The following is a 12,353-nucleotide window of genomic DNA, read 5'->3' as shown; positions in this document are numbered from 1 at the left end:
GTCGCGGATGCCGGCCAGCGGCCGGCACTACCAAAGCCGCCCGATTCGACATGTCATGACTCAGCCCCGGTAGGTGTCGACCTTGGTCGACACGCTCTCGCGCCGTCGCGGATGCCGGCCAGCGGCCGGCACTACCGCCGCCGGGCATCGCGCACCCGGCGTACTCATCAACCTCAATACACCGGCAGATCGATGTAACTGGCCTGCGCTGCGCTGTGCCAGACCCGCTGCGTGGCCTTCTGGTAATCGCCCGGCTTGGCCAGGTAGATGTTCGGCACGTAGGTCTGCGGATTGCGGTCATACAGGGGGAACAGGCTGGACTGCACCTGCACCATCACCCGATGGCCCTTCTGGAAGGTGTGGTTGGCGTTGGGCAGGTCGAAGCGGTACGGCAGCACCTGGTTGGCGGCCAGCGGCTTCGGATCGCTGAAGCTTTCGCGGTAACGGCCACGGAAGATCGCCAGCGACACCGGCAGCTCGTAGCCACCCATCTCCGGCGTCGACGCTTCCTGGTCCGGATACACGTCGATCAGCTTCACCACCCAGTCGCTGTCGGTGCCACTGGTCGAAGCCTGCAGGTGCACCACCGGCGCGCCGCCAATGCGCAGCGGCGCGGTCAGCGGTTCGGTGATGAAGGTCAGCACGTCCGGGCGGCCATCAACGAATCGCTGGTCCTTGACCAGCCAGGTGGTCCACATGTCGCGGTCGCCGAAGCGGACCGGGCGCGGCACGAACGGTACCGGCTTGGCCGGGTCGGACACGTATTCCTCGAAGTCCCCCTCGCCCGCCGCCGGTGCCTGGAACGCCAGCTTGCCGCCGGCGCGCAGGTACAGCGGCTTGCTGCTGGCGGCACAGCCCTTGTCGCAGCTGCGCGGCCAACCCTTCAGGCGGTCCCAGTGGTTTTCGCCGGTGTTGTAGATCAGCACCGGCGGCGTATCGGCCGTCGGCACGCCATCCACCAGGTACTGGTCGAAGAACGGCTTGAGCACATCGCGACGGAACTGTAGCGCGGTATCGCCATCGAACTTCAGCGCACCCAGCTCGCTGCCGCCGTAGTTCACCTGGCTGTGCCGCCACGGGCCCATCACCAGATAGTTGCGGTTGTTGCCGCTGTCGCGCCCTTCCATCGCCTGGTAGGCGTGGTTGGCACCCCACATGTCTTCCTGGTCCCACAGGCCCTGCAGCCACATGGTCGGCACCTTCAACGGTGTCTTGGCCATCACCGCGTCCAGCGCCTGGCCCTGCCAGAAACCATCATAGGCCGGGTGCTCGACCAGCTTCTTCCACCAGGTCAGCTGGTCCACGCCGGTGAAACGCGCGTAGTCACCGGCCGAACCGAGGCGCAGGAAGGTGCTGTAGTCGTCATAGCCGAGGCTGGGCAGCGGCGTGCCCTTGCCGCGCTTCTCGGTCTGCATTGCGAAATAGTTGAAGTTGACCTGGCGGAACGCACCGTAGTTGAGCCAGTCGTCACCCATCCAGCCATCGACCATCGGGCTCTGCGGCGCGGCCACCTTCAGTGCCGGGTGCGGGTCGGTCAGCGCCATCACCACGGTGAAACCCTCGTACGACGAGCCGAGCATGCCGACCTTGCCGTTACTCTCCGGCACATTCTTCACCAGCCAGTCGATGGTGTCCCAGGCGTCGGTTGAGTGATCCACCTTGGTGTTGTTCAACGGCCCGCGCAGCGGCCGGGTCATCACGTAATCGCCTTCGGAGCCGTACTTGCCACGGATGTCCTGGAACACGCGGATGTAGCCGCCGTCGACGAACACCTCGTCGCCCTGTGGCAGCAGGTCGCGCATGCGCGGCGAGTCACTGCGGTTGGCACGGCCAGCAGCGTCGTAGGGGGTGCGGGTCAGCAGGATCGGGGCATTGCGGGCACCCTTGGGCACCACGATCACCGTATACAGCTTGGTGCCATCACGCATCGGCACCATCACCACGCGCTTGTCGTAGTCACGACCGACATCGGGGGCAACGAAGGGCTTGCCGCTGATGTCCGGGGTCATCGGCGGGGTATCGGCGGCCAGCACGGCGCTGGACAGGCAAAGGGCAATGGCTACAGCGACGGCACGCATACGCATGGACAACCCCTCCCGGCAGGAAAGCTCCAAGCCTACTCCTGCCCCGAGCCATGAAGTGTGTGCGGGCTTTGCATTCTGCGGTGGATGCAGGCAGGACTGATGGCACATGTGCGGCCAATGTGGGAGCAGTGCGTCCTGTAGAGCCGAGCCCACGCTCGGCTCAGACCGCCGCGACCTACCCGAAGAGCAGCCGAGCGTAGGCTCGGCTCTACAACATCAGGCCACCACCACCTCATGCAGTGCCAGCCAGCGCCAGCGACCCTCTTCCTGCCGCAGCACCGCCAGTGACTCCCGCCATGCAGGCGTGCTGCCATCGAGCGAATGCCCTTCGCGATAGCGCAGCACCGCCAGCGGTGAAGGCGCTTCCACCGCGTGCACGGCGTCGATGGAAATCCGCAGCCCGGGGCGCGCCCCGTGACCGCCCGCGAACAACGCCTGCACGGCTTGCCGATCCAATCGGCGACCCGCGATGCCGACCATGCTGAAGTCCGCGCTGAAGTGCGCCATCAGATCCTCCAGCGCATCGGCGCCGACATCGGCACGGAACCAGGCCTGCAGCTTGTCGTGCAGGTGGTGGATTTCATGTTCTGCGGTGGTATCCATCAGATGTTCTCCGGTTGCGAAAGGGTGAGCAACTGCGGCCGGCGCAGCAGCGCCATCGGCAGCAGGGTCAGTACCGCGGCCAGACCCAGCGCCATGCCGGTGGCGTGGGCCGGCAGCCATTGCATGGCCAATGCCAGCAGCAGCGCGATGGCCGCGGTGCCCAGGCAGAAGCTGAGCTGGCGGTTGAGGTTCCAGAGTGCGCTGGCATCGCCCAATGCTTCGCCCTCGACCCCATGGAAGGCCAGCGTCTGCGCGGTGCTGCTGCACAGGCTGCCGCCGGCGCCCATCAGCGCGAACAGCAGCCCGGCCAACGCGAAGGCCGGCTGCGGCAGCAGCGCCATCAACAGCAGGCCGCTGGCCTGCAGGAGCATGCCCGTACGCAGTACCGTGGCCGGGCCGAAGCGCGCCAGCAGGCGCTTGCTGGCCGTGATCGCAATGGCCGAGGCCAGCGCCCAGGGCAGCATCAACGCGCCGATGCGTGCCGCGCTGTAACCGGCCTGGTGCAGCTGCAGGGTACTGACCAGCTGGCTGCCGATGAACACACCGGGCACTGCCAGATAGACCAGCATCGCCAGGCGCAGGCCCCGATGGGACAGCAGCGACCAGCGCAGCAGGGGCTGCGCCTGCTGCCGTGCATGCCGCAGGTGGGCCGCCGCCAACAGCATTGCGATCAACAGCAGTACGGCACCGGCGGCCCGATGGCCGGGTTCACCCAGCCAGGTCAACGCCAGCAGCAGCGCGCCCAGCGCCAGCATCGCGGTGGACAGCGCATAGGCCTGCAGGCGCGGCGCACTGCGCGCGCCATCGGCCGGCATCCAGGCCAGCACCAGGCTGATCGCCACCACCGCCAACGGCAGGCTGGCCCAGAGCACGCCGCGCCAGGACAACCACTGCACCAGCAACCCGCCCAGCGCCGGCGCCAGTGCGGGCACCAGCAGCGCCACCAGCAGGATGCGGCGGGTCAGCGCACCACGCTGGTCCGGCGTGCATTGTCGGTACGCTGCCGCCTGTGCCACCGGAATCAGCAGGCCACCGGCCAGCCCCTGCAGCAGGCGCCAGCCCAGCAGCCAGCCGATACCCGGTGCGGCGCCGGCCAGCACAGCGGCAACCGCGAACAACAGCAACGCCACCAGCAGCAGGCGACGCTCACCACAGCGCGCGGCCAACCAGGGCGCCAGCGGAATCACCACGCTCAGGCCCAGCATGTAGGCGGTGCCCACCCAGGCCAGGGTACCGACATCAGCGTGCAGTTCCGCTGCCAGTGCCGGATAGGCCACCGTGGCGATGAACATGTTGACCAGATCCAGGGCGAACACCAGCAGGAAGATCGCCTCATGGCGCAGGCGGGGGGACGGCATCGGCGGTGCTCCAGCAGAGAGACCGCCAGCATGCCGCCCGGGAGCTGTTGGAAAAACACGACAACACCTGCAACACTGTCAAATCTTTTTTGACAATGAACCGCCATGGTCAGTCTCGATCGCTTCGATATCTTCCGTGCCGTGGTCGAGGCCGGCAGCCTGACCGCAGCGGCCGATCGGCTCGGCCTGAGCCGTGCGGTGGTCAGCTTCAACCTGAAACGGCTGGAGCAGGAGCTGGGCGTGACCCTGCTGCTGCGCAGTACCCGCCACCTGGCCCTGACCGACGCTGGCGAACAGTTCCTGCAGCACTGCGTACAGGCGCTGGATGCCGCGCAGGCGGCAATCGATGCCGCGCGGCGCGACCAGCACCAGCTGCAGGGTGTGCTGCGCCTGACCACCACCCCGGAGTACGCGCAGCTTCGCCTGATTCCCGCACTGGAAGCCTTCCGTGCGCGGCATCCGGCCCTGCAGCTGCACCTGTCCACGTCTCCCGCGCCGGCAGACCTTATTCCCGAGCGCTTCGACCTGGCGATCCGTCTTGGCCGTCTGCCCGATTCGGGCCTGCATGCCAGTGAACTGGAACGGCACCCGCTGTGCGCGGTGGCGGCTCCGTCCCTGCTGGCACGCCTGCCCTCTGCCGATGCGGCCAACGACCCCGTGCAACTGGGCACCCTGCCCCGCCTGGGTTACCCGCGCCTGGCCGACGTGCCGGTGGTCGCGCCCGACGGCAGCGACGCCTTGTTTGCCACCAATCCGGGCAATGCAGTGGTGCGCGTGGATGGTGCCAGCAGCCTGCGCGCCTTCGCCGTGGCCGGCGCCGGGGTCACCGTGCTGCCACGCTGGCTGATCGAGGACGACCTGGCCCGGGACCGCCTGCGCCCGGTGCTGCGCCAGCACCGCTTCCCGCAGCAGAGCGTGTACGCGGTCTACCCGCACAGCACGCAGCCCTCGCCGAAGGTGCGGCAGCTGATCGATTTCCTGCGCGGGTGGTTCGCCATATGAAAAGGGGACGGAGGGGATTAAGTCGTTTATGCATAAACGACTTAATCCCCTCCGTCCCCTTTTTCAGGCACGGCCCTTGCGGGCCGTGCCTTCAAGCCTCAGCGCAGCACCTGCTCCACCAGCTGCACGTCCACCGTCTGCAGCGGTTCGGCGGCGTTGCGCGACAGCTGCACCTGGTAGGTGCCACCGTCGATCTTCCACTGGCGCGCCTGTGCATCGTAGTGGGCCAGCGTCTTCGGCTCGGCTTCGATGCGGATGCGGCGCTGTTCGCCCGGCTGCAGGGTCACCTTGTCATAGCCGATCAGGCGGATCGGCGTGGTGCTGCCGGCCGGCAGCTTCAGGTACAGCTGGGCCACGTCGGCACCGGCGCGCTTGCCGGTGTTGCGGATGTCGACGCTGGCGACCAGGCGCGAACCTTCCACGCTCACCTTCAGGTTGTCATAGGCGAACGAGGTGTAGGACAGGCCATGGCCAAAGGCGAAGGTCGGGGTCAGGCCCTTGGCCGCCATCCACTTGTAGCCGACGTTGGCGCCTTCGATATCGAAATCGAACACATCACCGAACGGCTTGGCCGGCTTGAAGCCGAGGCCGTCGATGTGCGGGCGCGGCAGCTGCGATTCGTCCGTCACCCAGGTCACCGGCAGGCGGCCGGACGGATTGACCTGGCCGGTCAGCAGTGCGGCAATGCCTTCGCCACCGCGGATGCCCGGGTACCAGGCCTGCAGCATCGCCGGCACCTGCGCCAGCCACGGTGTGCGCACCGGGCCGTTGGTTTCCAGCACCAGCACGGTCTTCGGGTTGGCCTTGGCCACTGCCGAGATCAGGGCATCCTGGTTGTCCGGCAGCTGCATGTCCGGCAGGTCCACCGATTCGGCGGCCCACTGCGTGGCAAACACGATGGCCACATCCGCCTGCGCGGCCGCCTTGGCCGCAGCAGCGGCGTTGGTGCCATCCACATACGTGATAGTCGCGTCCGGGCGCGCCGCACGCAGCGATTCCAGCGGCGAGGACGGATGGAAGATCACCGGGCCCGGCCAGGTGGTCGGCATCACGCCGGGCACCGCGTTGGTGCCCTTGGCGGTCACGCCCACCATCGATGAACCACCGCCACCGATCACGCCCTTGTCGGCATGGCCGCCGATGATGACGATGCGCTTCACGCTGTCGGCCAGCGGCAACAGGTTGCCCTCATTGCGCAGCAGTACGCTGCCCTCCTCCACCGTGCGCTGGGCAACGGCGAAGCCGGCCTCGGCATCCACCTTCTGGTGCTGCGGCGGGTTGTCGAAGTTGCCATGCAGGAACATCGTGCGCAGGATGCGCGCCACCATGTCGTTCAGGCGCGCCTGCGGCACCACGCCGCCATGCACGGCCAGGCGCAGCGGTTCATCGAAGAACACCGCCGCGTCGAACACCTCACCGGCCGACTGCTGGTCCAGGCCGGCCAGCGCAGCCTTCGAGCCACTGTGCACGCCACCCCAGTCGGACATCACGAAACCGGGGAACTTCCATTCCTGCTTCAGCACCTGGTTCATCAGGTAGCCGTTCTCGCAGCCGTAGGTGCCGTTGATCTTGTTGTACGAGCACATCGCCACGCCCGGGCGACCGGCATCCAGCGCGATCTCGAAGGCCAACAGGTCCGACTCGTGCATGGCCTGTTCGCCAATGCGCACGTCGTGGAAGTTGCGACGGGTCTCCATGTCGTTCAGCGCGAAGTGCTTCATCGAGGAGATCACGTGCTGGCTCTGCACGCCCTGGATCAGCGCGCCAACCATCGAGCCGGCCAGCAGCGGGTCTTCGCCGGCGTACTCGAAGTTGCGGCCGTTGCGCGGGTCACGCTGCAGGTTGACGCTGCCCGACAGCAGGATATTGAAGCGCTGCTGCCACGCCTCGCGGCCCATCGTGGCGCCACCGGCGAAGGCAACTTCGCGGTTCCAGCTCGATGCGGTGGACGGGCCCGATGGCATCGCCGTGGCGAAGTCGCCCGGGCGGATGCCCCCCGGATTGGTCACGCCGACACCGGCGTCGGCCGACTGCTGCGACGGGATGCCCAGCCGCGGTACGCCCGGCACGAAGCCGGCCGAACCGACCGCACCTTCCGGCAGTGGGCCGCCGTCCTTGCCCAGCCCGAAGTAGCTGTGCAGCATCTGGAACTTCTCATCCTCGGTCATCGCCTTCAGCAGCAGCGCAGCGCGCGCATCGGCGTTGAGCGTGGTGTCCATCCACGGCGTGTTGCCGTGCTTGTCGGCGGCATAGGCCAGGGTCAGCAGGGTGGCACGCAGCGTGCTGCCTTCCACCTTGAACGGCGCGCTGCTGGCGGCCTGGAAGCCGTCGCTGAAATAGCTGGCATCGGCTTCCAGCGCCACACGCGCCGGATCGAAGCCTGCGGCCTTGGCCGATTCACCGGCCACCGCGCCGAGCAGCACCGCCGGTGCACCCAGCCGCGAACGGGTGACCAGCGCCGGCAGCTGCGCCGCACCTGCACCGGCATCGGTATAGACCGCCACAGTGTGGCGGCCGTCGTCCAGGCGCAGGTAGTTCAGGCCCGGCTGGTCGGGGCCGGATTCAGCGGCGATCGGCAGCCGGGTCAGAACAGCCTGGCCGCGCTGGGTCTGGCCATCGTCCTTGCCGGCGGCAATGAAGCGGTACTCGTAGCCCAGGCCATCGGCCAGCACCTGCAGCGGATCGACCTGGCCGATGCCGCGCTGCACCTGGCGCACGCTCACCGCGTCCACCTTCAGGCTCTTCAGTTGCGCGGCCAGCGCCGGCATCGCCTCGGCGTGGGGCGCCTGTTCCAGGGTCAGCACAGTGAACGCGGTCGGGTCGGCCCAGGCCGGAGCGGCCAGTGCGGCAGACAGGGCCAGAGACAGTGCAAGCGGTTTTGTAAACGTTTTCATCGGCAGGCGTAATTCCGTTGCCAAGGCAATCGGTCCAGGGAAAGTGCCGCCGAAGGGTGCAGCGTTCATGCCGCGCAGGGGTTGCCAGGCAACGCCCCGCAGGCCGATGGACGGGCCGGTCTGCGCGCGGGACCCTCCTCCCGGCGTGACAACCTGCCTGCCCGGGCCGCGCAGGGCGACCCAATCCTGTGAAGATTGTGCGAGGGCGTTCACACCTGTCAACAGGACCTAAGTCACAGGGGCAACCCGGCCAATGGTTATCAGTCCATCACTGGCGGTCATCAGCGCGCCGCGCGAGGCTGCTGATAATGGAGATCCCTGGCCACGAATCGAGCCCATGACCGTACATCGCGACTTCGATCATCTCTGGCGCGACCGCTGTGACACCTCCAGCCAGCGCGCACCGCGCGTGCTGATCCGGGTGTTCGTGGCCCCGGGCGAGCTGGAGCGCAGCGTGGCGTTCTACGAGCAGTTGCAGGGCGTGGTAGCCGATGCGGGGTTCCCGTTCCCGGAAGCCGGGCTGCGCCTGGCGATGGTCGGCGCCTTCCTGCTGATCGAAGGCAGCCAGGCGGCACTGGCACCGTTCACCTCGACCACGGGGACACTGCTGGTCGATGACGTTCGGCCCTATCACGACAAACTGGTCGCCGCCGGCGCCGAGATCATCTTCCCGCTGCAGGTAGTCCCGACCGGGGCGGCGTTCAATGCGGTGCATCCCGATGGCACCGTGGTTGAATACGTGCATCACCGGCCGGATCCGCACGGGCGCTGAGGGGGCGCACGGCCGGGCGGCGCCCGGCACCCGCGGTAGTGCCGGCCGCTGGCCGGCAACCTCAGAAGCAACAGCCGGAGCAAAAGCGGGCTTCCTGTGGGTTGGCGGGGGTGGGGGCCGGTTGCGGGGACGCCGTGAATCCGTCTGTCGAAATAATCGATTTCGATTGAGATTCATCCACGCATGGCGTGGATCTACAATCCCTCAATGTCCTCCCCCGCCCTGCCCTGGAATGGCACGTTGCTGCTGGATGCTCACGTGGCCGTGCTGCAGGGTCATGCCGGTGACAGCGCCGCGCACGCGCACTACGCCCATCAACTGCTGCTCAGCGATGGCGCAGCCTGGAAGGTCGAGGTCGATGGCGTGCAGCAGCAAGGCCAGCGGCTGTGGCTGCCGTCATTCCAGCCGCACGCGATCCTGTTAGCGCCAGAAGCAGGCTGCACGGTGTTCCTTGAGCCGACGCATGCCAATCCCGCACAGATCCAGCAATACCTGCACGCACTGCCGGGCAACGCGCTGGAACTGCACGGCTGGCTGCCCCGGCTGAGCCGCCCGCAACCGTTGGACCGCCGCGTGCAGGCGGCATTGGCCCGTATCGCCCAGCACCTGCCCGGCCCGGTGCCGGCCGCCGATATCGCCGGGGCGGCGCACCTGTCGACCAGCCAGCTGCACCGGCGTTTCCAGTCTGATCTGGCGGTGACCCTGCGCGGCTGGGTGCTGTGGCAGCGGCTGCGCCGCGCACTCATGCATCATCTGCGCGGGCACACCCTGACCGACAGTGCGCATGCCGCTGGATTCGCCGATCTGGCCCATCTGTCGCGCAGCCTGCGCCGCATGTTCGGTATCGGTGCCGCGCAGCTGCAGGGCCTGCAGCTTCACGCGGCCTGACACGGCCCATCATCCGCGCCTGCGCAGACCTTCCGGCAGCTCCGGCACCTCGCCATGCGGCAGTTCGCGGAACGGCGCCAGCAGCTGTCCCGGATAATCGCGCGGATAGTCCGGTTGGCTGCCGATGCCGAGGTCGCGCTGCTGCAGCCGATAGCCCGGCGCATCGAAGGCGGTCCCCAGCAGGTGATCCCAGACGGTCAGGAACAGGCCGAAGTTGACGTCGCCAGCGTTGCCGTAACGCATGTGGTGGAAGCGGTGCAGCGGTGCCCACGCCATCACCCGGCCCAGCAGGCCCGGGCGCATGTCCACGTTGGAGTGCTGCAGCAGCAGCTGGATGGCAATGGCGAAGGCCAGCACCGCAGCCACCGGCATCGGCAGGCCCAACAGCAGCAGCGGCAGTACGCCGCCCACTGCTTCGGCCGCCTGGTGCAGCGGATGCTTCATCAAGCCGTTGAAGCCGTACATGCGGGTGACGCTGTGATGCACCGCGTGCAACCGCCACAGCCAGCCGATGCGATGGCTGGCGTAGTGCACCAGGGTAATGCCAAGGTCGGCGCAGACGATGGCCAGCAGTACCTGCAGAACGAACGGCCACTGCAGCGGCCACAGCTGCCACGGAAGGAGCGCTGCCAGCAGCGGCACCGCAGCGATCGACAGCAGGTTCAGGCTTTCGTTGACCAGTGCATGCAGGGTGTCACGCAGACTGTCGCCGTGGTCGTGGTTGAACGCGGGGTCATACGGCCAGGCACGTTCGGCAGCGAACGAAACCGCGATGGCGACCGCCAGCAAGGCCAGCAGCCATAGCGGATCGCCATGGAGGTGGCCGACCCAGACGACGGCGGCGGCAACGAAACCGAGCAGGAACAACGGGGCATACAGGCGGAGGATCCAGTGTTTCATGGGCAACCCGGAACGTGAGGGGCCTGCATGCTGGCGCGGCACGACGGTTGCGCGCTTGAACAAACGGCGCAACCCGCCCCGTCTCGGTGGATATCCCCCCTTTGGCCGACACCGCGTTTCCCCCACCCACGGATGGCGTGGATCTACAATGGCGCCCTCATCGCGCCCGGTACCGGCATGGATTCCTTCAACCTGATGCGCGCCTTCCGCCGCATCGTCGAACGCGGCGGGCTGGCCCGCGCTGCCGAAGACCTGGGCATGTCGCCGGCCGGGCTGAGCAAGCAGTTGCGCGCGCTGGAAACGCACCTGGGCGTGGTGCTGCTGCAGCGGACCACGCGGCGCATGAGCCTGACCGAGACCGGCCACGCCTATTACCGCGAATGCTGCCGCCTGCTCGACGAATTGGACGCATTGGAACGTGGCATCGCCGAACAGCGTGGCGAGGTGGCCGGGCGCCTGCGTGTCAATGCACCGCAGTCGTTCGCACTGAGCACGCTGTCGCCGCTGCTGCCACGCTTCCTTCAACAGCATCCACAGCTGTCGCTGGACCTGGTGATGGAAGATCGCCTGCTCGATGCGGTCGGTGAGGGTTTCGATGTGTCGTTGCGGCTGCGTGCCGAGCTGGACGACTCGCGACTGGTGGCGCGCCGGCTTGCCTCGCTGCAACAGGTGCTGTGCGCTGCCCCGTCCTACCTGCGGCAGCGTCCAGCACCGCAGTCGGTGGACGATCTGCAGGTGCACAGTGTGCTGGCCTACAGCCTGTCCGACTCCCCCGGCAGCTGGCCGCTGCTCGGCCCGGATGGGCAGGTGACCATCACCCTGCCGGCACGCGTCACCGTCAACAACAGCCTGCTGCTGCGCGACCTGCTGGTGGCCGGCATGGGCATCGGCGCCCTGCCCTCGTTCCTGGCGGCACCAGCGCTGGCCCGTGGCGAACTCCAACAGGTGCTGCCCGACCACCGCTATCCGCCACGCTTCGTGCATGCGGTCTATCCCACGTCGCGCCACCTGCAACCCAAGGTGCGTGCCTTCATCGATTTCCTGCACGCCGAGCTGCCCCGCTGCGCCGGCCTGGATTCGTAACCGCCAGCGAAAACTGAGCTGCCCACGGCGCGCTGTTTCGGCCCCACCGCGCTGCCTAATCTGCCGCCTCCCCTCTCACCGATGGCAGGCAGATGTCTCCCGTTCCTTCCCCCGCCACCGCCGCGCCGGTGGTCGACTTCTTCCACGACGTGGTCTGCGGCTGGTGCTTCGTGCTGGCCCCGCGCCTGCAGCAGGTCTCGGCCGAACTCGGCATCCAGGTGCGCCATCGCAGCTTCGTGCTGCAGGACTCGCGCGCGCAGATGGTCGAGGTGTTCGGCTCGATGGAGCGCGCCAAGGCGATCATCCTGCGCCACTGGACCGACTGCGCCGCGCATGAAGACAGCGCGCGCATCGATATCGAAGGCATGCGCGCACAGGACTTCGAATATCCCTCCGGCTGGCTCGGCGCACTGGCCTGCCAGGCCGCAGGGTTGATCGGCGGCAATGATGCCCATGGCGCAATGTTCGACGCGGTGCAATGGGCGCACCTGCACCAGCACCGCAACATCGGCGACGCCGAAGTGCTGCTGGATATCGCCGAATCACTGGGCCATCCCCGTGGTGCCTTCGCTGACCACATGCGCAGCGACGCAGTACGCCAGCACGTGCAGGCCGATCGTGCCGACGCCGCTGCCCTCGGCATCCGCTCCATTCCCACCGTGATCGGCGGCAACGGCCTGCGCCTGCAGACCCTGCCGCTGCCGCAACTGCGCCAGGCCCTGGCGCCCCTGGTCGCGGCCTGAGCCGCACCCTCCCCACCCTGCAAGGA

General features: G+C 67.7%; 10 protein-coding genes. 5 read left to right on the top strand and 5 right to left on the bottom strand.

What is annotated here, in order from left to right:
- Positions 1-173: 173 nt before the first annotated feature.
- From AC5P7A_RS20635 to AC5P7A_RS20625, 3 genes are all read right to left on the bottom strand, one after another.
- Positions 174-2,084 carry a CocE/NonD family hydrolase gene (locus AC5P7A_RS20635; protein ID WP_495220557.1) on the bottom strand — a complete coding sequence of 637 codons (1,911 nt, stop codon included), beginning with the start codon at positions 2,082-2,084 and terminating at the stop codon, positions 174-176.
- Positions 2,085-2,300: 216 nt separating this feature from the next.
- Positions 2,301-2,687, bottom strand: a complete 387-nt coding sequence (locus tag AC5P7A_RS20630) for a DUF4440 domain-containing protein (protein ID WP_495220556.1) — start codon at positions 2,685-2,687, stop codon at positions 2,301-2,303.
- Positions 2,687-4,045: an MFS transporter gene (locus AC5P7A_RS20625; RefSeq protein ID WP_142234901.1), complete on the bottom strand. Its 1,359-nt coding sequence runs from the start codon at positions 4,043-4,045 to the stop codon at positions 2,687-2,689. Before AC5P7A_RS20625 ends, AC5P7A_RS20630 begins: the two co-directional genes overlap by 1 nt.
- Positions 4,046-4,150: 105 nt before the next feature.
- Here AC5P7A_RS20625 and AC5P7A_RS20620 point away from each other — a divergent pair, with 105 nt between their 5' ends.
- Positions 4,151-5,047: a LysR family transcriptional regulator gene (locus AC5P7A_RS20620; RefSeq protein WP_164077361.1), complete on the top strand. Its 897-nt coding sequence runs from the start codon at positions 4,151-4,153 to the stop codon at positions 5,045-5,047.
- 98 nt (positions 5,048-5,145) lie between these two features.
- Here AC5P7A_RS20620 and AC5P7A_RS20615 read toward each other — a convergent pair whose 3' ends face one another.
- Positions 5,146-7,941 (bottom strand): beta-glucosidase family protein, encoded by a 2,796-nt coding sequence (locus tag AC5P7A_RS20615; RefSeq protein ID WP_227864519.1) that lies wholly within the window; start codon positions 7,939-7,941, stop codon positions 5,146-5,148.
- Positions 7,942-8,278: 337 nt separating this feature from the next.
- Here AC5P7A_RS20615 and AC5P7A_RS20610 point away from each other — a divergent pair, with 337 nt between their 5' ends.
- The gene (locus tag AC5P7A_RS20610; protein ID WP_014647503.1) at positions 8,279-8,713 is read left to right on the top strand and encodes a VOC family protein; all 435 of its coding nucleotides are present in this window, start codon (positions 8,279-8,281) and stop codon (positions 8,711-8,713) included.
- Between the two features lie 183 nt (positions 8,714-8,896).
- Complete coding sequence (locus tag AC5P7A_RS20605) at positions 8,897-9,601, top strand: AraC family transcriptional regulator (protein ID WP_343229549.1); 705 nt, start codon at positions 8,897-8,899, stop codon at positions 9,599-9,601.
- 9 nt (positions 9,602-9,610) lie between these two features.
- Here the strand turns inward: AC5P7A_RS20605 and AC5P7A_RS20600 are convergent, their stop codons facing one another.
- Positions 9,611-10,501, bottom strand: coding sequence for a sterol desaturase family protein (locus AC5P7A_RS20600; RefSeq protein ID WP_046431202.1), 891 nt, complete (start codon positions 10,499-10,501; stop codon positions 9,611-9,613).
- A 132-nt stretch (positions 10,502-10,633) separates the two neighbouring features.
- Here AC5P7A_RS20600 and AC5P7A_RS20595 point away from each other — a divergent pair, with 132 nt between their 5' ends.
- On the top strand, positions 10,634-11,584 hold the full coding sequence (locus tag AC5P7A_RS20595) for a LysR family transcriptional regulator (protein WP_014647506.1): 951 nt from the start codon (positions 10,634-10,636) through the stop codon (positions 11,582-11,584).
- 92 nt (positions 11,585-11,676) lie between these two features.
- Entirely contained in the window at positions 11,677-12,327 is a 651-nt protein-coding gene (locus tag AC5P7A_RS20590) for a DsbA family oxidoreductase (RefSeq protein WP_053496081.1), read from the top strand.
- Positions 12,328-12,353: the final 26 nt, after the last annotated feature.

The organism is Stenotrophomonas sp. YJH_SMC_65, from assembly GCF_059369475.1.
Note: the sequence above shows the minus strand (reverse complement) of the source record. Positions and strands in the feature narration are given on the sequence as shown.

Bases quoted from the DNA above. Each gene is read 5' to 3' on its own strand.
- AC5P7A_RS20635 (WP_495220557.1), bottom strand. From the start codon at position 2,084: ATGCGTATGCGTGCCGTCGCTGTAGCCATTGCCCTTTGCCTGTCCAGC.
- AC5P7A_RS20630 (WP_495220556.1), bottom strand. From the start codon at position 2,687: ATGGATACCACCGCAGAACATGAAATCCACCACCTGCACGACAAGCTG.
- AC5P7A_RS20625 (WP_142234901.1), bottom strand. From the start codon at position 4,045: ATGCCGTCCCCCCGCCTGCGCCATGAGGCGATCTTCCTGCTGGTGTTC.
- AC5P7A_RS20620 (WP_164077361.1), top strand. From the start codon at position 4,151: ATGGTCAGTCTCGATCGCTTCGATATCTTCCGTGCCGTGGTCGAGGCC.
- AC5P7A_RS20615 (WP_227864519.1), bottom strand. From the start codon at position 7,941: ATGAAAACGTTTACAAAACCGCTTGCACTGTCTCTGGCCCTGTCTGCC.
- AC5P7A_RS20610 (WP_014647503.1), top strand. From the start codon at position 8,279: ATGACCGTACATCGCGACTTCGATCATCTCTGGCGCGACCGCTGTGAC.
- AC5P7A_RS20605 (WP_343229549.1), top strand. From the start codon at position 8,897: ATGGCGTGGATCTACAATCCCTCAATGTCCTCCCCCGCCCTGCCCTGG.
- AC5P7A_RS20600 (WP_046431202.1), bottom strand. From the start codon at position 10,501: ATGAAACACTGGATCCTCCGCCTGTATGCCCCGTTGTTCCTGCTCGGT.
- AC5P7A_RS20595 (WP_014647506.1), top strand. From the start codon at position 10,634: ATGGCGTGGATCTACAATGGCGCCCTCATCGCGCCCGGTACCGGCATG.
- AC5P7A_RS20590 (WP_053496081.1), top strand. From the start codon at position 11,677: ATGTCTCCCGTTCCTTCCCCCGCCACCGCCGCGCCGGTGGTCGACTTC.